The 26,137-nt window shown below is 65.2% G+C and carries 21 protein-coding genes and 1 pseudogene; 17 read left to right on the top strand and 5 right to left on the bottom strand.

Annotation, left to right across the window (positions count from 1 at the left end):
* Positions 1-10: 10 nt before the first annotated feature.
* The 3 genes from ABIB49_RS08015 to ABIB49_RS08005 all read right to left on the bottom strand — a co-directional run bounded on the left by ABIB49_RS08015 (position 11) and on the right by ABIB49_RS08005 (position 1,409).
* Positions 11-304 (bottom strand): hypothetical protein, encoded by a 294-nt coding sequence (locus tag ABIB49_RS08015; RefSeq protein WP_226776432.1) that lies wholly within the window; start codon positions 302-304, stop codon positions 11-13.
* Positions 305-469: 165 nt separating this feature from the next.
* A complete protein-coding gene (locus ABIB49_RS08010; protein WP_226776433.1) occupies positions 470-934 on the bottom strand; it encodes a very short patch repair endonuclease in 465 nt (154 codons plus the stop codon).
* 40 nt (positions 935-974) lie between these two features.
* Positions 975-1,409 carry a pyridoxamine 5'-phosphate oxidase family protein gene (locus tag ABIB49_RS08005; protein WP_226776434.1) on the bottom strand — a complete coding sequence of 145 codons (435 nt, stop codon included), beginning with the start codon at positions 1,407-1,409 and terminating at the stop codon, positions 975-977.
* A gap of 257 nt (positions 1,410-1,666) precedes the next feature.
* Here ABIB49_RS08005 and ABIB49_RS08000 point away from each other — a divergent pair, with 257 nt between their 5' ends.
* Entirely contained in the window at positions 1,667-2,323 is a 657-nt protein-coding gene (locus ABIB49_RS08000) for a DUF6318 family protein (RefSeq protein WP_354156906.1), read from the top strand.
* A gap of 41 nt (positions 2,324-2,364) precedes the next feature.
* A complete protein-coding gene (locus tag ABIB49_RS07995; protein WP_354156905.1) occupies positions 2,365-3,270 on the top strand; it encodes a hypothetical protein in 906 nt (301 codons plus the stop codon).
* A 46-nt stretch (positions 3,271-3,316) separates the two neighbouring features.
* Here ABIB49_RS07995 and ABIB49_RS07990 read toward each other — a convergent pair whose 3' ends face one another.
* Positions 3,317-4,612 carry a GAF domain-containing protein gene (locus ABIB49_RS07990; RefSeq protein WP_354156904.1) on the bottom strand — a complete coding sequence of 432 codons (1,296 nt, stop codon included), beginning with the start codon at positions 4,610-4,612 and terminating at the stop codon, positions 3,317-3,319.
* A gap of 205 nt (positions 4,613-4,817) precedes the next feature.
* Here ABIB49_RS07990 and ABIB49_RS07985 point away from each other — a divergent pair, with 205 nt between their 5' ends.
* The 12 genes and pseudogenes from ABIB49_RS07985 to ABIB49_RS07930 all read left to right on the top strand — a co-directional run bounded on the left by ABIB49_RS07985 (position 4,818) and on the right by ABIB49_RS07930 (position 17,661).
* Positions 4,818-6,608 carry an NAD(P)/FAD-dependent oxidoreductase gene (locus ABIB49_RS07985; RefSeq protein ID WP_354156903.1) on the top strand — a complete coding sequence of 597 codons (1,791 nt, stop codon included), beginning with the start codon at positions 4,818-4,820 and terminating at the stop codon, positions 6,606-6,608.
* A gap of 134 nt (positions 6,609-6,742) precedes the next feature.
* A pseudogene (locus tag ABIB49_RS07980) lies at positions 6,743-7,797 on the top strand (2,3-butanediol dehydrogenase).
* A gap of 82 nt (positions 7,798-7,879) precedes the next feature.
* Complete coding sequence (locus ABIB49_RS07975) at positions 7,880-8,950, top strand: alkene reductase (protein ID WP_354156902.1); 1,071 nt, start codon at positions 7,880-7,882, stop codon at positions 8,948-8,950.
* A 278-nt stretch (positions 8,951-9,228) separates the two neighbouring features.
* Positions 9,229-9,939 (top strand): GntR family transcriptional regulator, encoded by a 711-nt coding sequence (locus ABIB49_RS07970; protein ID WP_226776441.1) that lies wholly within the window; start codon positions 9,229-9,231, stop codon positions 9,937-9,939.
* Positions 9,940-10,096: 157 nt separating this feature from the next.
* Entirely contained in the window at positions 10,097-11,101 is a 1,005-nt protein-coding gene (locus ABIB49_RS07965) for a sugar phosphate isomerase/epimerase family protein (protein WP_282360108.1), read from the top strand.
* A gap of 84 nt (positions 11,102-11,185) precedes the next feature.
* Positions 11,186-12,973, top strand: coding sequence for a dihydroxyacetone kinase family protein (locus ABIB49_RS07960; RefSeq protein ID WP_282360109.1), 1,788 nt, complete (start codon positions 11,186-11,188; stop codon positions 12,971-12,973).
* Entirely contained in the window at positions 12,970-13,452 is a 483-nt protein-coding gene (locus ABIB49_RS07955; RefSeq protein ID WP_282360110.1) for a ribose-5-phosphate isomerase, read from the top strand. The genes ABIB49_RS07960 and ABIB49_RS07955 overlap by 4 nt, the downstream gene beginning before the upstream one ends.
* Positions 13,453-13,454: 2 nt before the next feature.
* A complete protein-coding gene (locus ABIB49_RS07950) occupies positions 13,455-14,465 on the top strand; it encodes a 3-hydroxyacyl-CoA dehydrogenase family protein (protein ID WP_282360111.1) in 1,011 nt (336 codons plus the stop codon).
* Between the two features lie 40 nt (positions 14,466-14,505).
* Positions 14,506-15,273, top strand: coding sequence for an SDR family NAD(P)-dependent oxidoreductase (locus ABIB49_RS07945; protein WP_282360112.1), 768 nt, complete (start codon positions 14,506-14,508; stop codon positions 15,271-15,273).
* A 12-nt stretch (positions 15,274-15,285) separates the two neighbouring features.
* On the top strand, positions 15,286-15,411 hold the full coding sequence (locus ABIB49_RS07940) for a hypothetical protein (RefSeq protein WP_256447068.1): 126 nt from the start codon (positions 15,286-15,288) through the stop codon (positions 15,409-15,411).
* Positions 15,412-15,477: 66 nt separating this feature from the next.
* Positions 15,478-16,827: an MFS transporter gene (locus tag ABIB49_RS07935; RefSeq protein ID WP_282360113.1), complete on the top strand. Its 1,350-nt coding sequence runs from the start codon at positions 15,478-15,480 to the stop codon at positions 16,825-16,827.
* A gap of 39 nt (positions 16,828-16,866) precedes the next feature.
* Positions 16,867-17,661: a triose-phosphate isomerase family protein gene (locus tag ABIB49_RS07930; RefSeq protein ID WP_282360114.1), complete on the top strand. Its 795-nt coding sequence runs from the start codon at positions 16,867-16,869 to the stop codon at positions 17,659-17,661.
* A gap of 5 nt (positions 17,662-17,666) precedes the next feature.
* Here the strand turns inward: ABIB49_RS07930 and ABIB49_RS07925 are convergent, their stop codons facing one another.
* On the bottom strand, positions 17,667-21,287 hold the full coding sequence (locus tag ABIB49_RS07925; RefSeq protein WP_282360115.1) for a TM0106 family RecB-like putative nuclease: 3,621 nt from the start codon (positions 21,285-21,287) through the stop codon (positions 17,667-17,669).
* A 168-nt stretch (positions 21,288-21,455) separates the two neighbouring features.
* On the opposite strand from ABIB49_RS07925, the gene ABIB49_RS07920 reads away from it, so the two are divergent.
* From ABIB49_RS07920 to ABIB49_RS07910, 3 genes are all read left to right on the top strand, one after another.
* A complete protein-coding gene (locus tag ABIB49_RS07920; protein WP_226776450.1) occupies positions 21,456-22,076 on the top strand; it encodes an SOUL family heme-binding protein in 621 nt (206 codons plus the stop codon).
* Positions 22,077-22,090: 14 nt separating this feature from the next.
* A complete protein-coding gene (locus ABIB49_RS07915; RefSeq protein ID WP_283480515.1) occupies positions 22,091-24,583 on the top strand; it encodes a Tex family protein in 2,493 nt (830 codons plus the stop codon).
* 158 nt (positions 24,584-24,741) lie between these two features.
* The gene (locus ABIB49_RS07910; protein WP_226776467.1) at positions 24,742-26,136 is read left to right on the top strand and encodes an OFA family MFS transporter; all 1,395 of its coding nucleotides are present in this window, start codon (positions 24,742-24,744) and stop codon (positions 26,134-26,136) included.
* Position 26,137: the final 1 nt, after the last annotated feature.

Here is a 26,137-nt window from a genome sequence, read left to right as displayed (position 1 = left end):
CGGCGCTTTGCTAACCGGCTTCCGCTTGCACGGAGACAGACAGCAGATGGCTCAAGAGGGCTTTCTCCGGCTGGCCGGGGTGGTTCGCTACATGCCAGCGGAGCTTTTCGCGGACCGCCGCCTCTTCGGGCTTCGTGTCAGCGAGAATCGAATCAATAATCCCGGAAACCTGGAGGCGCAGGGGGCCAAGGTCGGAGTCGACCTCGGGGGACCGGCGGTACTCCTGCCGCAGGGAGCCGGGGAATGACCTCGGCGGCCGGCTTGATGTCCGCAGCGATGTTGTGGACATCAGTAACTTCGGCATTTGGTGCTCCCGGGGGATATTGGTACGTGTAATCGCGGACCGGTAGTGTCCGCGTCCCCCAGAGAGTGATGTTACCTGAGGCACATCGGTCTGTCTCGTGAAGCCGGAAGAAGTTTTTTTGGAGTCGTCGCCCTGGCTTCCAGTCTTCGCGGAGCGGACTGACTATCAGCGGTTCTCGCCGTCGAGGCCACCGCGCGCGCGGCGGTGGCTTGCCTGCAGGAAATCGTGGAGTTGCTCTTCCAGCACTGAAAGGTCCTTGAGTTCACATTCCCAGACGGTGAGGACGTCCCAGCCGGAGCTTTCAAGCTGACGGCGTTGTTCGACGTCGCGGTTCCGCGTTCTCTCGCGTTTGGTGCCCCAGAACTCCGCATTGGTTTTGGGCGCGTGCTGCCCGACCCGGCAGTTGTGAAAGTGCCAGAAGCAGCCGTTGACGAAAATGACTTTGCGCCGGCTCGCGAAGACAAGATCCGGCTTGCCCGGCAGCCGGCCGCCACCGGCGGTGCCGTGCAGTCGGTAGCGGTAACCCCTGGCATGGAGTAATTTCCGGACCAGTAGTTCAGGCTTAGTGTTTGTGCTCCGGATGCGCGACATGTTCGCGCTGCGCTGCTCGGGAGTCAGCTTGTCCGCCATGGGTTGCGTCCAGGTGGTCTTGGCCGGCGTCGAGCGGTTGCTAGATCTCCCGCTCCGGGTGTTCGCCGAACTGGAAATGGCGCCCGCTGACCGAAGTCGGTTCGATCTCGACGTAAAAGTCCTTCAGGGTAGGAACCCACGGCTTGAGGCCCAGTGCCTCCGCGGCTGCGATATCGGCGGACTGGTCCAGCACCCGTGCCGTTCCGCGAAGAACAATCGACCATGCCTCGTCGGAGAGGATGCCATCCGTTTCGAACAAGACCTTGGAATTGATGGTCAGTTCCGCGAGTTTGTTGCCGGGCGCCGTCCGGAGGTAGAGCTTCCGGTGGCTCACGGCATAGTTGACCGGAAAGATATCGGGTTCGTTGGCCACGAAGACAACAAGCCTGCCGTGTTGAGTGCCCTCAATCATTTTCCAGCTCTGATCCTCATCGAGGACGAGGATAGGGTTTCCGTCTGCATGTTCGAACATCATGGGTTCATTGTTCTGACTCCGGTAGAAAAGCGCTAGAGGCTAAAGGGGGAAAGCCAGCGCGAGTTTGCAGCCGTCCGCGGGCGCCGGCAAACTGTCGGACGCTCGCCGTAGCCTGTTGCCGTTCGCCTTGTCTGGGCCATCCCTGTCCTCAATCGAACGCTTGTGGATAACTTGGACGTCCAAAATGTGACGTCGGTTACCCTTAAGGCATTGTTTGGCTTCAGGCGTCTTGATTTCTATCGGGGGAACAGCTGACCATGACATCTCGCACCTCATTGTTCGTCCGCAAGCGCGTCTGCGCTGTTGTGCTCGCGTTGTCCCTTGTGCCGGTCACGGCCTGCACCGCCGGGGGAACAACGCCCGGCGCAACTGCATCGTCGGAGTCTTCGAGCCCGACGCCGCCGCCGCCGCCGACCCCGACGCCCACCCCGACGCCCACTGCGAGCTACCGACCGGCCGATGCCTCTGGACGAGCGCAGAACGTACCCGTTCCGGTGCTGCCCGATGCTGCGAAAGCGGAGACGAAGGAAGGCTTAGAGGCGTTCGCGCGGTACTGGTTCAGCCAGTTGAATTTCGCCTACGAAACGGGAGTTTCGTCAGGACTGAACGCTGTCACGTCTCCAACCTGTGTGTTCTGTTCCAATATCGTGAGTTCTCTGGCGAAAAACTATGCAAGCGATCGATGGCTGGTCGGGGGCCACATTGAAACTCCATCATTGAGCACCACTTTCGCAAAGGAAGCTGATGGCCAGTACCAGGTCATTGTGCAGGTTCAGCAGGCAAGGATTGCCTATTTTGACGCGGGAGGGTTCGAAATCCGTGAATCAACGCAGCCGTCCGACACCGGAAACGTCATGCTCGCGACGTATGAGAGCGGTGCGTGGCGCCTCGTAGGATTACATCCAATCCGATGAATCACTTGAGTCTGTGCTGTCGACGGCTGCCCCACCGGATTGTGGCGGGCGCGGCAATAGCCTTCGGGCTTTGTCTTCTCTCTTACGTTGCCTACGCAGACGGTGATGACATCGATGCCGGTTTTGGCAACCAGGGCGTCAATGTCGGCGGCTGGCGGCTGGATCCGGCCTCGGGGAAGTTCGTGGCGCTCGAGCCCGGCACAGCGCTTTCCGATCCCAACCAGTACAAGTACGAACTTCAATGCCATCTTGGCGCCGGCGACTTTGATACGGAATGCCTTGCCGTCCTTGTGGATTGCAAAAGCGGCCCCGATGGCCAGGGCGGAATTCCCGTTGTTTGGCTGAAGGCCCCGGCCGGCGTGCCGAATCCAACGTGGACCTATCATTCGGGGCCCACGTGTCTCTTTGATCCGAGGCCGGCGGACGTGCTGGATCGAATCGCGGCCATGATGCAGGCGGAGTTCCAAAAATTGCCAATTGCTCCAGCATCAGTCACGGCCCAACCGAGTCCGCACACACTCCGGGGAGCCGAGACCAATTTCTTCGCTAATGCGACGGAGCAGCAGTTCGACATCACGATTCTGGGCCAGAAGGTGCACGTCTTCGCCAAGCCCGTCCAATACACCTGGGGCTACGGCGACGGGACCTCGCTGGGCCCACAGCTCTCGGCCGGTGGACCGCTCCCGCAGGACCGCTGGGGCGAAAAGACTGCCACAAGCCACGTCTACCCGAAAACCGGCGACTTTTCCGTGGTGCTGACGACACATTTCCAGGGCACGTATTCCGTCAATGGCGGCCCGCCGTTGCCTATCCCGGGCCAAGGACAATTCAGTTCGCTGCCGCAGACCATCAGCGTCTGGCGCTCCATCACCCGAAACTACGCTGACGACTGCCTGCGTAACCCGCTGGGTCAAGGTTGCCCTGGCATCGCGCCGCCTGCTCCTTAGCAGTGAGCCAGGCTTTCGGCCTGCGCCAGCTTCGCGCCGGCACAGCCTAAGCCCGCAGTTCCCGGTCGATCCGCTCCATTCGGGCGTTCACCAGCTGGCCGCGAGGATCATCCGGGCCCATCAGCTTCGCTGCGGCGGCCGCGGCGGCCGTATCGACGGAGCCCATGTCGCTCAAGCACCATTGCAGCATAAGGCGCGCATCCCCACTGGCACGGACGGAGGCGCCAACCGCTTCGTTGAGTTCGTCGCGCAGGAATCCGATGGCGAGGTTGGCTGACCGGTTGAGGAATTTGGCCGGATAGGCCGCAAACGCAGCAGCAACCCGGCCGGCCCGCAAATGGCGGGCAACCCGTGCAGCATCGGAATCTACCGTGACGCCGGCTGCAAAACGGTAAGGGTTTGCTTCCACCACGCTGCCCAGGAGGCTGCGGATCCGGTGCATCTCGGTCCGGATGGCTGCCGCGGTACCGGCATCGCCGTGAATTTCGTAGGCCAACTCGTCGGCGCTCCAGCCCTGGGTACGGGATGCCAGCAGCGCCAGGATCTCGGCGCGGCGCAGTGTCAGCGGGCGGAGAGTATCGCCGTCGAGCGCGGCCGAAGGAGCGTCCCCCAGCAGTCTCAGCTTCAGCGCTAACGTACTTCCGGCGTCGCGATCCGGTCCGGCGGGAGGGGTCGCGGACTTCAACAGCTCCTCGGCCAGCCGCACTCCGCACCGCACCAGGCGAAGACTGTCCGGCGTGACCGATTCGAATGGGCCGGATACATCCAAGACTCCGAGGACGTCCCCGGTCAAAGGGTCACGAATCGGTGATGCCGTGCAGGCCCAGTCGTGATGCGTGCGCACGAGGTGTTCGGCGGAGAAGAGTTGCGCCGGAACCCCCGTTACCAGCGCCTCGCTGATGGCATTGGTGCCCACTCCCGATTCGGACCAGTCGGCGCCCTCGACAAACTCCAAGGAGTCCGCGAGCCGCAAGGCTTGCCTGCTGCCAATCCGCCACAAGACTTCGCCCACATGGTCCGTGACGATCAGCAAATGGCGCCCGGTCGCGGTCTCATCCGCCAGCAGTTGGGACAGCGCGGGCATAACCGCCGCCAACCGGTGGCCGGCACTCAAGGAACGTGCTTCGGAAACTTCATGCCGGTGAACGGGCCGGTGCTGATCCGGGTTAATGCCCAGCGCGAGCGAACGCTGCCAGGATTTAATCAGCGACGGCGGCAGGCGCGGATCGGGAGCGCCGGAAATGGTCGCCTCGTGTGCCGCCCGGAGCGTCCGGGCGTACTCCTCGGGCGCGGAAAACCTGAGGTCCGCGGAGTTCAGGATCGAGCTGTTGCTCAGCCCCATACTGACCCTCCCAACTCGCCATCGAATCGTTGCACCCGTCCAGGTGCGGCAGACCACCGGCCGCCGGAGACGGAGGGCAGCAGCTTGGCAGACCTGTGTAACCCGATTGTAACCCCCTGCGAACTCTACTTGTGATGCGGGTCACCGCATGGTCTGGACGTTATGCAAGGGGAACGGCCCGCCGTCAGCAAGGGAAAGAGGAAAGATGCCTGAGACTCCAAACAGCGTGGTTGAGACGTGGCTGGTGCACTTCGATGAGGCGCTGCGGAACCACAACATTGACGCCGTGCTGGAACTATTCGACGACGATTCGTACTGGCGCGATTTCGTCTCGTTCACCTGGAACCTCAAAACCCTCGAGGGCAAAGAGGACATTCGGCGGATGCTCGATGCGACACTGAACGACGTGCAGCCAAGGAACTGGACCCTCGCCGAGGATGCCACCGGCGCCGCTGCGAACGCCGAGGCGTGGGTGAACTTCGAGACCGCCCAGGCCCGGGGGTACGCCCACCTGCGGATCCGGAACGGCAAGTGCTGGACCCTGCTGACCACCATGCAGGAGCTCAAGGGCTTTGAGGAGAAAAAGGGAGCCAAACGGGAGAAGGGCGTCGCCCACGAGATCACCAGGGGCCGCAAGTCCTGGCTTGAACTAAAAGAAGAACAGGAAGCCCGGCTCGGCTACCAGGACCAGCCCTACACGGTCATTATCGGCGGCGGCCAGGGCGGAATCGGGCTGGGGGCCCGGCTGCGCAGGCTCGGCGTGCCCACCATCATCATTGAGAAAAACGAGCGCGCGGGTGACTCCTGGCGGAACCGCTACAAGTCCCTCCACCTCCACGACCCGGTCTGGTACGACCACCTGCCCTACATCAAGTTCCCGGACGACTGGCCGGTCTTCGCGGCCAAGGACAAGATCGGCGACTGGCTGGAAAACTACACCCGGATCATGGAGCTGAACTACTGGTCCAAGACCGAATGCACCAACGCACGCTTCGATGAATCCACGAAGGAATGGGTGGTGGAGGTGGTGCGCGACGGCGAACCGGTCACCCTGCGCCCCAAGCAGCTCGTCTTCGCCCTGGGCGTCTCGGGATACCCCAGCGTCCCCGCGTTCGACGGCGCCGAGTCCTTCCTGGGGGAGCAGTACCACTCCTCCAAGCACCCGGGCGGCGGAGACTGGACCGGAAAGAAGGCCGTGGTCATCGGCTCCAACAATTCGGCCCACGACATCTGCGCCGACCTCTGGGAACACGGCGCGGACGTCACCATGGTCCAGCGGTCCTCGACCCATATCGCCCGGAGCGAGTCCCTGATGGATCTGGCTCTCGGCGACCTGTACTCCGAAAAGGCGCTGGCTAACGGGGTCACCACGGAGAAAGCCGATCTCCTGTTCGCTTCCTTGCCCTACCGGATCCTGCCCGACGCCCAGATCCCCGTCTATGCGCGAATGGCCGAGCGCGACGCGGAATTCTACGCTCAGCTGGAGGCCGCAGGCTTCGACCTCGACTTCGGCGTCGACGGCTCCGGACTGTTCCTGAAATACCTGCGCCGCGGCTCCGGTTACTACATCGACGTCGGCGCCTCACAACTGATCATCGACGGCCGGGTCAAGCTGGCCAACGGTGAGGTCGGGAAGATCACCGGGAACGCCGTCGTAATGGCCAACGGCACCGAGCTGGAAGCCGACGCCATCATTTACGCCACCGGATACGGATCAATGAACGGATGGCTGGCCGACCTGGTCTCACCCGAGGTGGCCGACGCCGTCGGCAAGTGCTGGGGATTCGGCTCGGATACGCCCAAGGACCCAGGCCCGTGGGAGGGCGAGCTGCGCAATATGTGGAAGCCCACCAACGTCGAGAACCTCTGGATCCACGGTGGCAACCTGCACCAAAGCCGCCATTATTCCAACTACCTGGCCCTTCAGCTCAAGGCCAGGATGGAGGGGCTGCCGACGCCGGTGTTCGAACGTCAGCCCACGCATCACACACGCTGACCCGGACACGCCGTGACATTCACAGCCCCGGGAACCACACTGGGGTGACGGCCTCCTGCTGTGACAATCCAACGACATGCCGTGGATGCGCCTGACCGGGCGCATCCACGGCCCGAAATGCGAAGGAAACCACCATGAAAGCAGCACGATTCCATGCCCGTGAGGTTCTCCGGATCGAAGATATTCCGGAGCCGGAGCTGCGCCCCGGAGCGGTGAAGATCGCCGTCGCCTGGTGCGGGATCTGCGGGACTGACCTGCATGAATTCCTGGAAGGGCCGATCTTCACCCCGCCGCCCGGCCACCCCCACCCGATTTCCCACGAGGAAGCCCCGGTCACCCTGGGGCACGAATTTTCCGGCACCATCGAGGAACTGGGGGAGGGTGTGACCGGGCTCGCCGTCGGAGACAGCGTGGTGGTGGAACCATATATCGTCTGCAACGAATGCGGCCCGTGCCTCAGCGGCCACTACAACCTGTGCACCAAACTCGGCTTCATCGGCTTGGCGGGCGGCGGCGGGGGCCTGAGTGAGAAGGTCGTCGTCGACACCCGGTGGGTCCACCCGGTCGGCGACATCCCGCTGGACGAAGCCGCCCTCATCGAACCCCTCGCGGTGGCCTATCACGCCGTCGGCAGGGGCGACGTCAAGGCCGGGGACGTCGCCGTCGTCGGCGGTGCGGGCCCGATTGGCCTGCTGACCGCAGCGGTCCTCAAGGGCCTGGGCGTCACAACGATCGTCACCGAGCTCTCGGCGGCCCGGAAGGAAAAAGCGATGTCCTCGGGAGTCGCGGACCATGTGCTGGACCCGAGCTCGGATGACGTCAAGGCGCGGGTGCTGGAACTGACGGCCGGTGCGGGGGCGGACGCAGCCTTTGAATGTGCCGGCGTGAATGCCGTGCTGGACACCATGCTCGACGTCGTGAAGCCGGCCGGCGTCGTTGTCAACGTCTCGATCTGGGGACGTCCGGCCACCGTGGATATGCAGAAGGTCGTCCTGAAGGAAATCGACCTCCGCGGCACCATCGCCTACTGCGGCGATCATGAGGCCGCGATCAAGCTCGTCCAGGAGGGAAGGTTGACCTGAAACCCTTCATCACGGGACGAATCGCCCTGGATGATCTCGTGGACAAGGGCTTCGACACCCTGATCCACCACAACGACACCGCGGTCAAGATCATCGTCCACCCGTAGTGATCCGGGTCCCACCCGGAATAGTTGCAGGCGCCGCGCAGTTGCAGCCAGTGAACCCAATCCCTGGTGAAAGGAACTGCGCATGCTGTTTTCCCCGATGACTCTCGGCGAGCTGGAACTGCCCAACCGACTTGTGATGGCGCCGCTGACCCGCGTCCGCTCCGGTAAGGAAGGCATTCCCGGCCCGCTGGTTGTCGAGCACTACCGGCAGCGGGCATCCCTCGGCCTGATAGTCAGTGAGGGCACGTATCCCAGCCATACCGGCCGGGGGTTCCCGGGCCAGCCCGGCCTGGTGACCGAGGAACAGCTCAAGGGCTGGGCCAACGTCACCTCCGCCGTTCACGCCGAGGGCGGCAGGATCTTCGCCCAGGTCATGCACGCCGGACGCGTCACGCACGAGGACACCAACGGTGGCCACCAGGTGGTTGCGCCCAGCGCCATCGCGATCGACGGCGAGACCCGCACCTACGAGGGCAAAAAGGCGTACCCCGTCCCGCACGCCCTGACCGCCGACGAACTGCCGGGCATCGTCGAGGAGTTTGTGACCGCGTCCCGCAAGGCCATTGCCGCAGGATTCGACGGCGTGGAACTGCACTCCGCCAACGGGTACCTGCTGCACGAATTCCTGGCCCCGTCCGCCAACCAGCGCGACGACGTCTACGGCGGTTCCCCGGCGAACCGGGCGCGCTTTGTGATTGAAGTGACCCGGGCCGTGGTGGACGCCGTGGGTGCCGACCGGGTTGGCATTCGCATCTCACCCGAGCACAATGTGCAGGGCGCGGTGGAGCTTGACGCCGCCGATATCAAGGCAACGTACGGCCAGCTCGTGGATGCCTTGGCCCCGCTGAAGCTCGCCTACCTCAGTGTGCTGCACCAGGACCCCACCGGCGAGTTGGTGCAGGACCTGCGCACCCGGTTCGGCGGCACGTTCCTGCTGAACACGGGCTTCGGTGTTATCACCACCCGGGAGGAAGCCACCGCGCTGGTCGCTGACGGCCACGCTGACGCCGTCGTCGTCGGACGCCCCGCCATTGCCAACCCGGACCTGGTCCGCCGCTGGCAGGAAGGGCTCCCGGTCAACGAACCGGACCAGTCCACCTTCTACGGCGAGGGCGCCAAGGGCTACACGGACTACCCGGCGTACCAGAACTAGGCCCCGGGCCGCAGCACCCCCCGGAATACCTCCCGCGGGTGGACATGTCCCTCCTCGATCACTGTGACCGAGGGACATGTCCCTCCGCGATCACCAACAGTGGGCAGAATGCCATTCTGCCCACTGTTGGTGTTTAAGAATGGGCATGTGCCACCGGATTGGGCTCCAAGAATGGGCATGTCCCGTCGGCCCTTGGAAGCAGGGATGGGCATGTCCGGTGTGGGTCCGGGCGCAGCGCCCATGCCTATCCGAACGGCGCAGTCCTATAGGATTTGACCATGCAACCAGCTTCATCCGGGAACCTGTCTCAGGGCCGACCCGCAGGCCGACCCGTTAGCCGACAGGTCCTTGCAGACCACGTCTACGAGGAACTCCTGGCGTCCCTGATGGACGGCCGGATGGAACCGGGGGCCGTGGTGAGCATCGACGGTACCGCACGGGAACTGGACGTGTCCCCCACTCCGGTCCGCGAAGCGCTGGCCCGGCTCGAACACACCGGCATGGTGCGCCGGGTGGCGCTGAAGGGCTATCGTGTGGCGCCGGTGTTTACCCAAGAGGACTTCGCGGAACTGATGGAGGCAAGGCTGGCCATTGAGCCGGTCAATGCCCGGCTCGCCTGCGCCAGGCTGACGCCGGAGCATCTCGCCGAGCTGGGCCGAGCCGTCGCTGATCTCAGGTCCGCGCCGCGGGGACCGTCGTTTGCCGAATACCGCGACTATCTGGAGGCGGACGAGAGGTTTCATCGGCTGATAGCGGAGTTCACCGGTAACCAGTTTATGGTCGCCGCCTATGCGGCGCTTGGCGGGCAGGTCCAGCGTTTCCGCCTCTTCGGGGGAGTGGGCATCACCGACGCGGAGTACGCCATCGCCGAACACGAGTCCGTCCTGGACGCCCTAGCAACCGGGGACCCGGACCGGGCCGCGGCAGCCATGTCCGACCACGTGTACAGGGTACGTGGCCGGGCCATCGCGGACGCGCCCGCCGGCTGAGCCGGCCCCCAAGGGAACCTCACAACTGACCCCTTCACAGGCAGGGATTGTCCCTATAGGATCTTTGATTGTTGCCAGCAATCATGGATGTGACCTTGACAACATTCATTTGATAGTAAATCCTATAGGAAACAGGATTCCACGAAGGAGTGAACCCATGGCCTATACAGCCGAAAACTGGCCCATCACGGCAGCGTTGCTGCAGTTCCCTGGCGTTGACGCCGCGGGAACCCCGATCAACGACGCTGAGGCAACGGCGTGGGCCGCGGTACTGCAGGAAGTCAAGGACGCTGGTTTCACCAACGCGGACCTCACCGACAGCTGGGTCCGCCCCGGCGACCTGAGCCCCACCCGCCTCGCCGAGTTCAAGCAGACCGCCGACAACGTCGGCATCGGCATTCCCGTCATCTCCGCCATCCGCCGCAGTGTCATCGAGGAGCGGAACTGGGAAGCGAACCTGGCCTACAGCCACCGAACCATCGACGCTGCCGCCGAGCTTGGCTGCGAGGTGGTCTCGTTTGGACTCCACCAGGCGCTCACCGCCGAACAGCAGAAACAACTGTGGTTCTGGACAGTCGAAGGGCACAAGGACCCGGTGGGCGACAAAGAGACCTGGGCCAAAGCCGTCACCCGCCTGCGTGAACTGGGCCGGCACGCCGCCGACGCGGGCCTCCTGCTCTCGCTTGAAATGTATGAAGACACCTACCTGGGCACCGCAGACTCATCGGTGCAGCTGGTGCAGGACATCGGACTGGATAACGTCGGCCTCAACCCGGACCTCGGCAACCTGATCCGCGTGCACCGCCCGATCGAGGACTGGCGGGAGATGGTTGCCAAAACACTCCCGTACTCCAACTACTGGCACATGAAGAACTACATCCGCGACGAAAACCTCGCCCGCGACATGTACGTCGCGATGCCGGCGCCGATGGAAAGTGGCCTGATCAACTACCGGGAGGCCTTCCGGATCGCCCTCTCGGTCGGCTTCCAAGGCATCCTGTGCACCGAGCACTACGGCGGCGACGGCCTCAGTGTGACGGCCAGCAACCAGGACTACCTCCGCGGCCGCATCTTGCCCAAGACCGCCGGCTATCCGCTCGGCCGCAGCCAGGTGGCCCAGGGCCGCCAGCAGCCGGCCGCTGCGGAACTCGCCGGCGTTTAGGCCAGTTCCCGACGGCGGCCCGCTGACTTCCGCTGCTCCTGCTCCACTTCGGAATTACCTCCACCACGGATTCAAAGAGGAACCATGACCCAGATCTTCGACAACCCCGCGGACTTCGCGGATGAGGCGTTGGACGGCTTTGTGGCAGCCAACCGAGGCTACGTAGCCCGTGTGGACGGCGGCGTCGTCCGGTCCACCGAGGTACCCGCCGGACAGGTCGCACTGGTGGTTGGCGGCGGCTCCGGCCACTATCCCGCCTTCGCCGGACTCGTCGGCCCCGGACTTGCCACCGCGTCGGCCTGCGGCAACATGTTCGCTTCCCCGGCAGCCGGCCAGGTCTACCGGGTCGCGAAGGCCGCCAACGCCGGCGGTGGCGTGCTGCTGAGCTACGGCAACTACGCCGGGGACGTGCTGCACTTCGGCCAGGCGCAACTCCGCCTCAACGCCGAAGGTATCGAAACGCGCACCGTCTTGGTCACGGACGACATTGCGAGCGCTCCGCTCGAGCAGATCGAGAAGCGCCGCGGAATCGCAGGTGACCTGACCGTCTTCAAGGTCGCCGGCGCCGCCGCCGAGGCCGGACTGACGCTGGACGACGTCGAAGGGCTGGCCATCCGGACGAATTACCGGACCCGTTCCCTCGGTGTCGCGTTCGAGGGCTGCACGCTTCCCGGCGCCAGCGAACCGCTCTTCCACGTACCCGCCGGGCAGATGTCCCTGGGCCTGGGCATCCATGGTGAACCGGGAATCTCCGAACACCCTATGCCCACGGCCTCGGAACTCGCCGAACTGCTCGTCTCCAGGTTGCTCGCCGACAAGCCGCACGACGCCGGTGACCGCGTGGTGGCGATCATCAACGGCCTCGGCACCGTCAAGTATGACGAACTGTTCTTGCTCTTCGGGAAAATCGAAAAGCTCCTCGTCGCGGCCGGTCTCACAGTTGTGGAACCGGAATGCGGTGAACTTGTTACCAGCCTGGACATGTCAGGGCTTTCCCTGACCCTGCTCTGGCTTGATGACGAACTCGAACGGTACTGGGGAGCACCGGCGGACACGCCGGCGTTCCGCAAGGGAAACCTGGGTCCGCGCCGCCCGCGCCAGCAGGCGCTGGTCGAAACGGAAGCGGCAGCCGACGTCGAACACCCCACCGCGGCAGCGGCGGGCCTCGGGCTGCGGGCTGCGGCAATCCTGGGCCAGGTGCGCGACGTCGTCGTCGAGCATGAAGACGAATTGGGCCGCCTGGACGCCATCGCCGGCGACGGGGACCACGGCATCGGGATGCGGCGCGGCGTCGACGCAGCTGTCACGGCGGCCGAGCAGGCGGTGGCCCTCGACGGCGGCGCCTCGGCTGCCCGGGTCCTCACCGCGGCGGGGGAGGCCTGGAGCGAGCGCGCCGGCGGCACCTCCGGCGCGCTCTGGGGTTCCGCCGTCATTGCCGCCGGACTTGCGCTGGGAAACCGGGAGGACTATTCGGGAGCAGATGCCGCCGCCGCCGTCACCGCTTTTGCGGACGCCATCACCGAACTCGGCAAAGCAGAACCGGGAGACAAGACCATGGTGGACGCGTTGCTGCCGTTCAAAGACACATTTGTCACCGCGTTCGACGGCGGTGCGTCCGTCGCTGGGGCGCTCGCCGGCGCCGCCGCCGCAGCGCAGACCGCTGCCGAGGATACCGCCAAGCTCCGTCCGCTGAAGGGCCGCGCCCGGCCGCTTGCGGAGAAAAGCCTCGGGCACGCGGACCCCGGAGCCATTTCCTTCGCCCTTATTACGGCGCGGATTTCAGCGCACCTGAACACCGAATACCCTGACACCGCAGAGATCGATTTCGCGTCCGTCAAACCCGGACCGGCACAGCAAGGAGCACAGGCATGAGCACAGCAACAGGCTGGCGCGTTGTCATCGGCAACGATGAAGCCGGCGTCGAATACAAGATGGCGTTGAAGGCGCTGCTCGAGGCGGATCCCCGCGTCGCCACCGTCCACGACGTCGGCGTCGGCGCCGACGACACCACCGCCTACCCGCATGTCGCCGTCGCTGCCGCCCGAAAAGTCGCCGACGGCGAAGCCGACCGGGCGCTGCTGATCTGCGGCACGGGACTCGGCGTCGCCATCTCGGCCAACAAGGTTCCCGGCATCCGTGCCGTCACTGCACACGACAGCTACTCCGTGGAACGGTCCGTGCTCAGCAACAACGCCCAGGTGCTTACCCTCGGGCAGCGCGTCATCGGCCTGGAGCTGGCTAAGAAGCTCGTGGGCGAATGGCTCAGCCACCGTTTTGATGAAAATTCTTCCTCCGCCGCCAAGGTGGACGCCATCTGCTCCTACGAGCCCGACTACACGAAAGCAGTCTGACCATGACCGACAACCTCAGCAGCGAGGCTGCACAGTCCATCGATGCGGCGGGTGCACTTAACGCCGCCCGCAAGATCGCCGTCGTCGGCTCCGGCTACATGGGTGGTGGGATCGCGCAGGTATTGGCCCTTGGCGGTGCCCGCGTAGCGCTGGCCGATGTGTCCGCCGAGGTGGCGCAAAAGAACTACGACCGGCTGCTGGCCGAATCCGATGAGTTTGTCGCCGCGGGGCTTTTCCCGGCCGGTTCCACCGAGATCCTGAAGCAGAACCTCTGGGCCGCCAGGGACATCGAGGAGGCCGTCGCCGACGCCGACTTCATCGAAGAAGCCGTCCCGGAAGTCATCGCGATCAAGCACCAGACCCTGGCTCGCATCAGCGCCGCGGCCCGTCCGGACGCGGTCATCGGCTCCAACACCTCCACCATCTCCATCGCGGAACTCTCCGAACCGGTCACCAACCCGGGCCGGTTCCTGGGGGTACATTTCTCCAACCCGTCACCGTTCATCCCGGGCGTGGAAATCATTCCGCACGCCGGGACGACCGCGGCCACCATCGGCGCCGTCCGCGACCTTGTCCACGCGGCCGGCAAGCAGACCGCCGTCGTCAAGGACGTCACCGGTTTTGTGCTCAACCGCCTGCAGTATGCGTTGTTCCACGAGGCCGCCCAGCTGGTGGAGCAGGAGATTGCGACGGCCGAGGACATCGATACCCTGGTCCGCACCACCTTCGGCTTCCGGTTGCCGTTCTTTGGGCCGTTCGCCATTGCCGACATGGCAGGGCTGGACGTCTACAACTTCTGCTACAAGTCGCTGCAAAGCGAATTCCCGGAACGCTTTGCGACGCCGAAGATCCTCAGCGAGCTGGTCGACGCCGGAAAGCTGGGCACGAAGACCGGTGCCGGTTTCCTCAACGTCCCCGCCGAGCGTACTCCCGAGCTCATCGCCTACCGGAACAAGGCCTATGTGGCGATGCAGAAGCTCATCGACGATCTCGGCCCCGCGCCCATCAACTAGCACCGCCACTTCCACTTTTTATCCGTTCAGGAGCAGCTTTATGAGCACTTTCCCCGCAGCACGCACAGTCATCATCACCGGCGCCGTTTCGGAGCGTGGCATCGGCCGTGCCACCGCCAACTACCTGGCCGCGCAGGGCTGGAACGTCGGCATCATCGACCTCGACGACGCCAGGTGCAAGGCCGCGGCCAAGGAACTCGCGGCCGAGTACGGCGTCAGGGCTTTCGGTGCCGGCGCCAACGTCGGCGACGAGGCCTCCGTCCGTGCAGCCATCGACGCGATCGAAGCCGAACTGCCGCAGATCGTGGCCCTCGCCAACGTGGCCGGCGTCAGCTCCCCGGTCCCGTACCTGGAACTCGACGCGGCCGAGTGGGACCGGGTCCTCGGCATCAACCTCAACGGCGTCCACTACGCCACCCGCCGGGTCGCCGAGTCCATGGTCAAGAACCGGATCGGCCGCATCGTCAACATCTCCTCAGTCTCCGCCCAGCGCGGCGGCGGCACCTACTCCAAAACCCCGTACTCCGTGGCCAAGGCCGGCGTGATTGGGCTGACCCGTGCCACCGCCCGCGAACTCGGTGAATACGACATCACCGTCAACGCGATCTCGCCGGGCCCCATCGATACCGACATTATGGGCGGGACCCTGAGCCAGGAACGCAAGGACGAGATGACCAAAGACCTCGTCGTGAACCGGGTGGGCTCCACCCGGGACATCGCGGCCGCCATCGCCTTCCTCATCAGCGAGGACGCCGGCTACATCTCCGGCCAGACGCTGAATGTGGATGGCGGACTCTACATGCACTAAGGAAGAAGCACCGTGGCACAACCGAGTAAGACCGCAACCTCCGGATTCGCGTCGTGGAGCAGGGGACGGAAGATCTATCTCGCCGTCGGGATCCTGGCCTGCCTGGCCGGGGTCATGATCATCGCCTTGTCCCGCTAGAGAACATCGTTTTGACCGCTCCACCCACCTGATTCACTCAACTAATCTGCTCGACGAGGAGTTTTGATGTCCGTTGTATCAACGTCCACCAGGGACCTTCTGGAGACCCCGGTCCTAAAATCGGCGATCTCCAAGGCGTCCCGCCGACTTATGCCCATGCTGGTCATCCTGTACGTGGTGGCCTTCCTAGACCGCACCAACGTGGGCTTCGCCGAAGCCGCCCTGGGCGTGGACAAGGGCATCACTGCCGGCGCCTATGCCCTCGGTGCCGGGATCTTCTTCATCGGCTACGCCCTGTTCGAAATCCCGAGCAACCTGCTCCTGACGAAGTTCGGCGCCAAGATCTGGCTGGCCCGCATCGCCATCACCTGGGGCATCGTCTCGGCGTGCTTCGCGTTCGTCCAGGGCGAGACGTCGTTCATCATCCTGCGCTTCCTGTTGGGTGTCACCGAAGCCGGCCTGTTCCCGGGCGTCATCATGTTCCTCGCCGCGTGGTTCCCCAACAAGGTCCGCGTCAAGATGTTCGCCATCTTCTACCTGGCCCAGCCGTTCTCCCAGATGCTGGGCGCGCCGCTCTCCGGCTGGCTGATCAACATCGGCGACCAGGTTCCCGGTGTCCAGGGCTGGCAGGTGATGTTCTTCAGCGAGGGCATGCTGGCAGTTCTCGCCGGCGTTGCAGCGTTCTTCTTCCTGATCAACAGCCCCCAGGACGCCAAGTTCCTGACCAAGGAAGAGAAGAGCGCACTCCTGGAGGTCATGGCACTGGAGGACACCGTCAAGGAAGAGTCCGGCCCGCGCGGCGTGCTCGCCGCCATGAAGAACGGCAAGGTCTGGTACTTCACCGTCATCTACTTCTGCCTCCAGATCGCCGTCTACGGTGTAACGTTCTATCTCCCGCAGCAGGTAGCCCAGCTCACCGGCCAGAAGGTTGGCCTTGCTGTCGGTCTGCTGGCCGCGATCCCGTGGTTCTTCGGTATCTTCGCCTGCTACTTCATCGGCAAGGCCGCCAACACGGTGGTCCGCCGCCGGGTCTGGGGCACCGGGCTGTTCATCTCCACCGGGCTGTGCATCTTCGGTTCCGCGTGGGCCGGCGCGAACCACATGCCTGCCCTCGGCATCATCTTCATCACGCTGGCCGTGTGCAGCTTCCTTTCGATCGGCCCGATCGCCTGGTCCTACCCGACGGCGTTCCTGACCGGTACCGCCGCGGCTGCCGGTATTGGCCTGATCAACTCGCTGGGCAACCTCGGCGGATTTGTGGCACCGATCCTGCGGACCACTGTCAACCAGGCCACCGCCTCGGACACCGGGACCATGGGCGTCTACGCCCTCGGTGTGTTGCCCTTCCTGGCCGCGGCAATGATGTTCGCCACCAAGCGGTTCAAGAACAAAGCGGACGAACTGCTGGAGAAGTAAACCAAGCCGTTCCGCCCGATCCAGCAGAAAGCACCAACAATGCAGCAGCGCAGCGCCCTCCAATTCACCGCCGGCAGCATCCTGGTGGGTGTCAGCTCCAAGATGTACCTGGGATACCGGGACAGCCTGGACTGGCTGGAACGGCTGCGGCATGTTGTGGACACCCGCCCGGCTCTCGCAGCCGGGCGGGTTGTCCCGTTTGTTATCCCCTCGTTCCCGGTGCTGCCGGCCGCGGCCACGCTGCTTGCCGGTTCGCCGCTGCTGCTCGGCGCGCAGAACTGCGGGTGGGCCGACGGGCCATGGACCGGGGAGGTTGCCCCGTCCATGCTGGCCGAGCTGGGCGTCGGGTTGGTGGAGATCGGCCACGCCGAGCGCCGGCGCCACTTCGGAGAAGACGACGCGATGGTGGCGCGCAAGATCCGGGCCGCGGATGACGCCGGGCTCACGGCGCTGCTGTGCGTCGGAGAGGCCGACGCCGGCAATGCTGAGAGCGCCGCGGACGTTGTGTACCGCCAGATCCGGTCCGCCGTCGACGGCGACTGGGATCTTGCCTCGCGGCTCGTCATCGCGTACGAGCCCGTCTGGGCCATCGGTGCGCCGGAACCAGCCGCTGCCGGGTACGTGTCCGACGTCGTAGCGCGGCTCCGGAACAACCTTGCCGCCTCGGGACGGGCCGACTTGCCCATCATTTATGGCGGCTCAGCCAAGCCCGGACTCCTGCCGGCACTGGACGGCGTTTCCGGCCTCTTCCTGGGCCGGTTCGCGCACAATCCGGTGAACTTCGGCACGGTGCTCGATGAGGCGCTCCTGCTGGCCGGGTCGGTTCACTCCTAGCCGGACTAGCTACCGGCCGCGACAGAGCGTTGGCACAGCCCGATGAACCCGCCCAGCTGCTCGAGGCCTTCGGGGTGCAGGGGCAGGTAGTTGGTGAGCTCAGGCGAACGGACCAGCACCGCGCGCCACTGGCCCCGGGACACCGCCACGTTAATCCGGTTGCGGGAGAGCAGGAATTCCATGCCGCGCGGGGCCTCGGCCACCGCCGAACACGCCATGGACACAATCACTACGGCGGCTTCCTGGCCCTGGAATTTATCTACGGTTCCCACCCGGACGCCAGCCAGGGACGCGTCCTCCAAGGCCTCCCGAACCACGTTGACCTGGGCGTTGTACGCAGCCACCACCAGAATGTCCGCACCTGCCAGCGGCCGGGTGCCGTCCTCCGCATGCCAGCTCAGCCCCACATGGCGGCGTACCTGCCTGACAACTTCGGCGGCTTCCTCGACCGAGGACGTGGTGTTGCCGCTGTGCTCCACCAGCACCGTCTCGATCCCGGACGGAACTCCCTCGAGCCGGCGGAGGTCCGCGGCCGGGGCCGAGCGCAGCTTGCCGTCATACGAGAGTTCGGAGACGGCCCGGCACAGCTGCGAGGTCATCCGCCACGAGTCGGCCAGGAAGTAACCAAGCCCCGGCGGCAGCGTGGCATGGCCGGCCGAAACCCAGCCCAGCGCTGAGTCGTTCACGGGTTCGGGGTGGCTGCCCTGGCTGACCTGCGGCAACTGCTGGGGATCGCCAAGCAAGAGCAGGCGGCTGCTCGCCTGCGCCACGGCAAGGGTGTTGGCCAACGAGAATTGGCCGGCCTCGTCAATGACCAGCAGGTCCAGGGATCCGGCCGGAACGTTAGCGCCAGTTATCGTCCAGGCAGTCCCGCCGATCAGGGCGCCGCCCGGGGAAGCGAGCAGCCGCGCAACATCCTGCGCCGACCGTTGATCCCACGGGAGCGGTTCCTGGTGTTTGACGTCTTTGGCCACGCAGGCAGGATCGACGCCGGCCTTAGCCACAGCTGTTGTGAGCAGGTTCTCCACCACCGCATGGGACTGACCGACGACACCGACTTTCCAGCCGCTGGCTACCAGCCGGGCGATGACATGGGACCCCACGTGGGTCTTGCCCGTCCCCGGCGGTCCCTGGACCGCGACATAGGAATGGTCCAGGGACCTAACAGCCTCGGTGATCGCGTTAATAAAACGGTCCGGCCCCTCACCCGGCGCAGGCAGCGGCGCCCCGGAAACCAGCCGCGGCGGAACCCGGCGGACAAGATCCAGCGCCGGGTGACGCGGGAAACCAGGCGGCGCGGCTGTTAATCCGGCGGCGACGTCGCCGGAAAGGGTGGCCAAGGCCTCCTCAAGGCTTTTGGTCTGGATGGGCTGGTCTTCGGTCAGCGCCACGGGCACCTGACCGTAAGGTTCGATGCCACGGCGGAGCTTGTCGCGGATGATGACAGTATCCCGGCCGTCCTCGTGGCCGAGCTCCAGGACCTCCGTTCCGAACCACCCGTTGCGACCGCTCCCGTTTATCCCCGTCCCCTCGAGCCCGGCCGGGAGCGGCGGTTCGTACATCCGGAACCAGGTGCTGCCTGCACGAAGATCGGAGCCAGGGCTAAGAGTGCCGATCAGCTTTACCCTCCGCTCCGGGAGCTTGGCACCTTCCTTGCGCCACTCCGTCAACACTTCAGCGTCCTCGACGAGGAAGACGTTGCGGTCCTGCTGGTGGTGGCTGTCGGGGCCGTTCTCGCAGCGGTCGAAGTGCGCCCACCAGAAGGCCTTCCGCTCGCGGCGGTGGTAGCTGACCGCCGCCGCCAGCATCGCAACGGCCCTCCGGTCGTTCCCGGACAGCCCGACGCCGGCCTCCGCCAGCCCGGCAAGCCTCACTTCCAGTTCATCGAGGTCAGCGGTTCCCGGTGCGGCGTCGGTGCCGGAGCCGGCGGTGGGGGGAGCAGCAGGGGAAGCCCCGCCGGCACCGTCCGGCCCGATGCCGCGCTCCCGTGCCAGGTCCAGGAGCCAATCACGGAGCGCCAGGGTGGAGAGGCAGTCGTACTCGTTATAGTCGGAGATCCCGGCGAGGATTGAGGCAGCCTCCCCGGCCCGGCCGTCGTCGCGTGCATCGCAGTAGTGGGCGTAGGCAACCACGGAGGCGCCGGCGTCCTTGACGTCCCCGGACCGCAGGTTCGTCCCCATATAGAGCGGCTCAAGTTTCTTGATGCTGTATGAATTCTCGGAGATTCGGATGCTGGTCCTGACCGTCTGGTACAGGTCCACCAGGAGTCCTTCGCGCAGCCACCGGTCGACGGTGTCCTCGCCGGCGACGTGCAGTACGGAGAGCTTCCGGAGGGCAGTCTTCTCGTAAGCGGCGTAGTGGTAGACGTGCATATCCGGATACTCCTGCCGGCGCTGCTGGACATAGTCGAGGAAGTCGAGGAACGCCTGCTTCTCTGCCTCCCGGCTGTGCGCCCAGAACGGCCGGAACACCCCTGCCAAGCCGGGCCCTGCCGGGGCCTCGACGACGCCGAACAGGTACTCCAGTCCCCAGACCCCGGTGGCGCTCTCCTGCCACAGCGGATCGCCTTCGAAGTCGAAGAAAATATCACCGGCGCTGGGAGGTGGCAGCTCCGCCAGGGAGTTCTCCGGGACCACCCGGTAGCTGAGGGCGTGTTCCGTTCCGTCCTTGACGTACCGGACTCCGCCGTCGGCAGCGCCAACCCCGCTCTGCATCCGGGCCTGGTCCTGCAGCCGCAGCAGGGCTGCGTTCGCTCCGGGAAGGTCAGCCTGGGCGAGTGCCCTGACCGTGAAGATCTTCCGGGCGTGCAGGGCTTTGCGCTGCGCCGAAGTCATCCGCGCCACCAGCAGCAAATCGTCTGTGGCTGCGGCCTGCTCCTGGCAGTAGTCGCAGCGGCCACAGGCGCTAAGCCCGGCCGCACCCCAGCGCACTTTCTGCGGCTGCGCCAGATGGGCGGCGGTCAACGCCACGAAACGGTCCCGGCGCTCGCGGAAGACCGGCAGGATCTCGGCCAGCTTGTGGTTGGTGCGGACGTAGTCGAAGCCACCACCCGGGAGCGGTACGGTGGCACCGAGAATCAGGGTCACGGCGGGGTCCGGTGTGATCCCGGCCTTCAGCAGCTGATCACCGTAGGCGGCCAGCTGGAGCAGCGCGGTCACCTTGGCATGGCGGGCCAGTTTGGTGTCGAACACCGCGTAGCTGCCGTCGGCCTGGCGGACCAGGAAGTCGGAGCGGCCATGGAACTGGCCGTCAAAGAAGGCGGCCTGGAACACCACGTCTGACCCCGAGCGCAGGGCTTCAAGGGATTCGTGGTGTTTGGACAGCAGCGTCGTGCGGTCCATGGCTTGGGCAGGCGCGACGTCGTACACCCCCCGCCCGGTGGCGGGATTCCAAGGACCGAACTCCTCGACAAAGCCTGCGAGGACCTTGAGTTCGTGGCGGTCACCGAGCACTGCCGCATGCTGGAGCATCTCGTCAGCTTCGAACCCGGCTTTGGGGGCACGGCCCAGCTTCTCGTCAAGCTTGCGCAGCACCTGATACTCACAACCGGCTGCCGTGACGAGGTCGCTCGCGGAAAAAACCAGGTCCGGTGCGGAACCCGGCACGTCCGGTTCAAGAAAAAACACTGTGCCCCCGATAACTGACGCGCTGCTGGTTCTAAGGCTGGGCCTGCGGGCGTCAGCGCCGACCGCCCTTCTGGTCCTCAAGCTATCAAAGCCCGCCGACATTCCGGCGGGCACCAGGGCTGGAACGCACTGGTTCCTGTCGTCGGTCGGGCGTATGGTCTGAAGACCATGACGGAACAGCAGCCTTTCGAACTTGTCCAGCGTTACCCGCATTTCGAGTTGCGGCACTATCCGACGCACGTGGTGGCCGAAGTCCGGGTCAACGCAAGCTTCGACCGGGCAGGCAACGCGGCCTTCCGATACCTCTTCAACTACATCAGCGGCAACAACGCTGCCCGGCAGTCGGTAGCCATGACCGCCCCGGTTGTGCAGGGCTTCGGCCCGTCCCAGAAACTGGCGATGACCGCCCCGGTGCTCCAAAGCGGGTCCCTGACCAGCGCAGACGGTGCGGCAGAGTTTGTGGTGGCCTTTGTCCTGCCGGCGGGAATGACAGCTGAAACTGCCCCGGTACCGTCAGATCCGAAGGTCAGGATCCGGACCGTGCCCGGGTCCTTCGTGGCCGCGAAGGTGTTCTCCGGCGGCGGCTCGAAGGGCGCTTTCGAGCAACGGAACCTGGAACTGCAGGCAGCCCTGACGAATGCAGGCCTACGCGCCGTGGGCTTGCCCCGGTTTGCCCGTTTTGATCCGCCGTTTAAGCCCTGGTTCCTCCGCCACAACGAGGTCCTCCAGGACGCCGAGCATCCGCGTGCCGGTGCCGGTGGGGAGACGCCCGGGGAAACGCCGGGGTAAGGCAAAATGGCAGGGTGACCAACCTCCCGCAGCGCCCGTCCCCGTCCGCCACCAGCAAGGCTCCGCACACGCAGGAGTCCGGCATTGCCGCGCAGATCGCCGCAGAGCTCGGTGTGCAGGCTTGGCAGGTCAAAGCCGCAGTGGACCTGCTCGACGCAGGGTCCACAGTGCCCTTCATTGCCCGCTACCGCAAGGAAGCCACCGGGACGCTCGATGACACCGCGCTGCGTGGACTGGAGGAGCGGCTGCGATACCTGCGCGAGTTGGAGGAGCGTCGCGGCACCATTCTCGAGGCTATCGCGGCGCAGGGGGCATTGACGCCGCAACTGCAGGCCGCCGTCGCCGGGGCCGATACGAAGTCGCGGCTGGAAGACATCTACCTCCCGTTTAAGACCAAGCGGCGCACCAAGGCACAGATCGCCCGCGAGGCCGGGCTTCAGCCGCTCGCCGAGGCGCTGCTGAAGCGGCCGGAGCTGGATCCTGAACGGGAAGCGGGCCGCTACCTCAACGCCGAGCACTCCATCGGGGACGCCGCGGCGGCGCTCGCGGGGGCCCGATCCATCCTGGTGGAACGTGTCGCGCAGGACGCGGACCTGGCAGCTGCGTTGCGCGAACGGCTCTGGACCCAGGGCCGGATGGTGTCCCGCGTGAAAAAGGGCAAGGACGCCGAGGGCCAGAAGTTCAAGGACTACTTCGAATTCTCCCAGCAGCCCGCCGGGATGCCCTCGCACCGCGTCCTGGCGCTGTTGCGCGGCGAAAAGGACGGCGTGCTGGAGCTGGATCTCGCCGAGGCTGAACCGAACGACGACGCCGCCCTCACCGCCGCCCGCAGCAGGTACGAAGCCGCCGTCGCCCGCTTCCTCGGGGTCGCCGACCGCGGCCGGCCGGCAGACGCCTGGCTGCTGCAGACCGCCCAGTTGGCATGGCGCTCGCGGGTACTGGCCCGACTCACCGCTGACCTGCGAAGCCGGATGTTCGCTGCCGCCGAGGATGAGGCAGTACGGGTCTTCGCCGCCAACCTGCGCGATGTGCTGCTCGCTGCGCCGGCCGGGAACCGCGCCACCCTGGGCCTGGACCCGGGACTGCGGACCGGGGTGAAAGTCGCGGTGGTGGACGGCACCGGTAAGGTGGTTGCCACGGACACCGTCTACCCGCACGCGCCGGCCCGGAAATGGGACGAGGCGCTCCGGACGCTGGTAAACCTCGCGCAAAAGCACGGCGTCGAACTCGTCGCCATTGGCAACGGCACGGCGTCGCGGGAAACGGACAAACTCGCCGCGGAGCTGCTCAAACAGCTCACAACGGGCACGGAAAGTGCCAACCGAAGCGGCAAACCGCAAAAAATCGTGGTCTCCGAGGCCGGTGCGTCCGTCTATTCGGCCTCGGCGCTGGCTGCCGCTGAGCTGCCGGGGATGGACGTATCCCTGCGCGGTGCCGTGTCCATCGCACGGCGGCTGCAGGATCCGCTCGCGGAACTCGTAAAGATTGAGCCTAAGTCGATCGGCGTCGGGCAGTACCAGCACGATGTCACCGCAGCCAAGCTGGATCGTAGCCTCGACGCCGTTGTCGAAGACTGCGTCAATGCAGTCGGCGTCGATGTCAACACCGCGTCCCCGGCGCTGCTGAGCCGAGTGGCCGGCGTCGGTCCGCTGCTGAGTGAGAATATTGTGGCCTACCGGAATGAACATGGACCGTTCGGCAAGCGCAGCGAGCTGAAGAAGGTGCCACGGCTCGGCGCCAAGGCCTTCGAACAGTGCGCGGGTTTCCTGCGGATCAGCGGGGGAGCGGAGCCGCTGGATGCCTCCAGCGTGCACCCGGAGGCCTACCCGGTGGCGCGGAAGATCAAGGCTGCGGCGGGCAAAGAGCTGGCCGCCGGAAGCTACACAGCGCTGAATCCGGCGGACTTCGTTGACGGTTCCTTTGGTCTGCCCACGGTTCAGGACATCATCGCCGAACTCGAGAAGCCTGGCCGTGACCCGCGTCCGGCCTTTGCCGCGGCGACGTTCTCGGAGGGTATCGAGAAGATCTCGGACCTCAGGCCGGGGATGGTGCTGGAAGGGACCGTGACCAATGTGGCGGCCTTTGGTGCGTTCGTCGACGTCGGGGTCCACCAAGACGGCCTGGTGCACGTCTCGGCGCTGGCCAACCGGTTCGTCTCCGATCCCCGCGAGGTGGTCAAATCCGGCCAGGTGGTGCGGGTCAAAGTGCTGGAGGCCGATCCGGAACGGAAACGGATTTCGCTGACCCTGCGGCTCGACGACGAACCGGCAGCTCGTCCGGACCGACCAGCGGCTCAAGGAGCCCAAGCGGGCCGAGCGTCCCAACCGTTCGCTGCCCGGCGGCCCTCCGGCGCTCCGGTGCCCGGCCGCCAGTCTTCAGCCGGGCAGCCGCCGCGCCCGGTGCCGGCAAAAACATCCCCGGCAAAAACATCTCAAGCCAAAGCGGTTCCCGCACCGGCCAACACCGCTATGGCCGAGGCGCTGCGGAAGGCGGGACTCGGGAAGTAGTTTTACCGTTCGTCGAGGATTTCCTACCGTTCGGCGCACGAACCGTACGTTTACTGATGATCTGCACCATGATTGCCGGAGGCAACGGCTCATCTTGGGGTCTTTCGCCTCTAAAATCGCTGGACACCGAGGTCTTCGACGAGCAAAGGGAACACATTATGGGCTGGCTGGACCGTGAACAAACGATTGCCCCGCCGGGATTCAATCGATGGCTGGTGCCACCGGCCGCGCTGGCCGTGCACCTGTGCATCGGGCAGGCGTACGCCACGAGCGTTTACAAGACAGCGCTGGTCAAGCACTTCGGCGCCAGCCTGACCGAGATCGGCGTGATCTTCTCCATCGCGATTGTGATGCTGGGACTTTCGGCCGCCATCATGGGGACCTGGGTGGACAAAAACGGTCCGCGCAAGGCGATGTTCACCTCGGCCGTGTTCTGGGCCAGCGGTTTTGTCGTCGGTTCGCTGGGTATCTTCAGCGGCCAACTGTGGCTGGTCTACCTCGGTTACGGTTTCATCGGCGGCATTGGCCTGGGGATCGGCTACATCTCCCCGGTTTCCACGCTGATCAAGTGGTTCCCGGACCGCCCGGGCCTCGCGACCGGTATGGCCATTATGGGCTTTGGCGGCGGTGCCCTGATCGCCAGCCCGGTCTCCACCGCGCTGCTGAAGATGTATGACCCCAACTCCGGCGCCAAGGGCTGGGTGGCCAGCGGCGACTCCGTCGGCAAGCTTTTCCTGACCCTCGCTGTTGTGTATTTGGCCTACATGATGTTCGGCGCATTCACCATCAAGGTCCCGGCCGAGGGGTGGCGACCGGCCGGCTTTGACCCGAGCAAGGTCAAGGCGGCCAAGCTGATCACTACTGACAATGTCTCCGCAGTGAACGCTGTGAAGACCCGCCAGTTCTGGCTCGTGTGGGTGGCCCTCTTCTGCAACGTCACGGCCGGAATCGGCATCCTGGAGCAGGCAGCGCCGATGATCCAGGACTTCTTCCGCCAGTCCGACGGTGTGTCCCTGGTCAGTGCCGCAGTCGCCTCCGGCTTCGTCGGGCTGCTCTCGATCGGCAACATGTCCGGCCGCTTCGCCTGGTCAGCCACCTCGGATACGACCGGGCGCAAGCGCATCTACATGGTGTTCCTCGGCATCGGCGCCGTGCTTTATACGGTACTGGCGCTAGCCGGTTCCACCACGACCTTCCTCTACGTGGCGCTCGCCTTCGTAATCATCTCCTTCTACGGCGGCGGCTTCGCGACCGCCCCGGCGTATTTGCGGGATCTCTTCGGCACCTTCCAGGTTGGCGCTATCCACGGCAGGCTCCTTACGGCCTGGTCCGCGGCCGGCATCGCCGGGCCGTTGATCGTGAACGCCTTCCTTGACGCCCAGGGCAAACCCGGCCAGCTGACCGCCGGGTCCTACCAGCCCGCGCTGCTGACCATGGTGGGGCTGCTGATCATCGGCTTTGTGGCCAACCTGCTGGTCAAACCGGTCGATGCCCGGTTCCACGAACCCCGCCCGGACCAGGTCCGTAACGACGAACCCGCCATGGAGGCTTGAA

The sequence above is a fragment of the Arthrobacter sp. UYCu512 genome, assembly GCF_040547075.1.
GTDB lineage: Bacteria > Actinomycetota > Actinomycetes > Actinomycetales > Micrococcaceae > Arthrobacter.
The sequence above is the reverse complement of the archived record's forward strand: the minus strand, read 5'-3'. Positions and strand labels throughout refer to the sequence as shown.

Bases quoted from the DNA above. Each gene is read 5' to 3' on its own strand.
- ABIB49_RS07935 (WP_282360113.1), top strand. From the start codon at position 15,478: ATGTCCGTTGTATCAACGTCCACCAGGGACCTTCTGGAGACCCCGGTC.
- ABIB49_RS07990 (WP_354156904.1), bottom strand. From the start codon at position 4,612: ATGGGGCTGAGCAACAGCTCGATCCTGAACTCCGCGGACCTCAGGTTT.
- ABIB49_RS07910 (WP_226776467.1), top strand. From the start codon at position 24,742: ATGGGCTGGCTGGACCGTGAACAAACGATTGCCCCGCCGGGATTCAAT.
- ABIB49_RS07955 (WP_282360110.1), top strand. From the start codon at position 12,970: ATGAGCACAGCAACAGGCTGGCGCGTTGTCATCGGCAACGATGAAGCC.
- ABIB49_RS07970 (WP_226776441.1), top strand. From the start codon at position 9,229: ATGCAACCAGCTTCATCCGGGAACCTGTCTCAGGGCCGACCCGCAGGC.
- ABIB49_RS07920 (WP_226776450.1), top strand. From the start codon at position 21,456: ATGACGGAACAGCAGCCTTTCGAACTTGTCCAGCGTTACCCGCATTTC.
- ABIB49_RS08015 (WP_226776432.1), bottom strand. From the start codon at position 304: ATGCCGAAGTTACTGATGTCCACAACATCGCTGCGGACATCAAGCCGG.
- ABIB49_RS07965 (WP_282360108.1), top strand. From the start codon at position 10,097: ATGGCCTATACAGCCGAAAACTGGCCCATCACGGCAGCGTTGCTGCAG.
- ABIB49_RS08010 (WP_226776433.1), bottom strand. From the start codon at position 934: ATGGCGGACAAGCTGACTCCCGAGCAGCGCAGCGCGAACATGTCGCGC.
- ABIB49_RS08000 (WP_354156906.1), top strand. From the start codon at position 1,667: ATGACATCTCGCACCTCATTGTTCGTCCGCAAGCGCGTCTGCGCTGTT.
- ABIB49_RS08005 (WP_226776434.1), bottom strand. From the start codon at position 1,409: ATGATGTTCGAACATGCAGACGGAAACCCTATCCTCGTCCTCGATGAG.
- ABIB49_RS07975 (WP_354156902.1), top strand. From the start codon at position 7,880: ATGCTGTTTTCCCCGATGACTCTCGGCGAGCTGGAACTGCCCAACCGA.
- ABIB49_RS07950 (WP_282360111.1), top strand. From the start codon at position 13,455: ATGACCGACAACCTCAGCAGCGAGGCTGCACAGTCCATCGATGCGGCG.
- ABIB49_RS07960 (WP_282360109.1), top strand. From the start codon at position 11,186: ATGACCCAGATCTTCGACAACCCCGCGGACTTCGCGGATGAGGCGTTG.
- ABIB49_RS07945 (WP_282360112.1), top strand. From the start codon at position 14,506: ATGAGCACTTTCCCCGCAGCACGCACAGTCATCATCACCGGCGCCGTT.
- ABIB49_RS07930 (WP_282360114.1), top strand. From the start codon at position 16,867: ATGCAGCAGCGCAGCGCCCTCCAATTCACCGCCGGCAGCATCCTGGTG.
- ABIB49_RS07985 (WP_354156903.1), top strand. From the start codon at position 4,818: ATGCCTGAGACTCCAAACAGCGTGGTTGAGACGTGGCTGGTGCACTTC.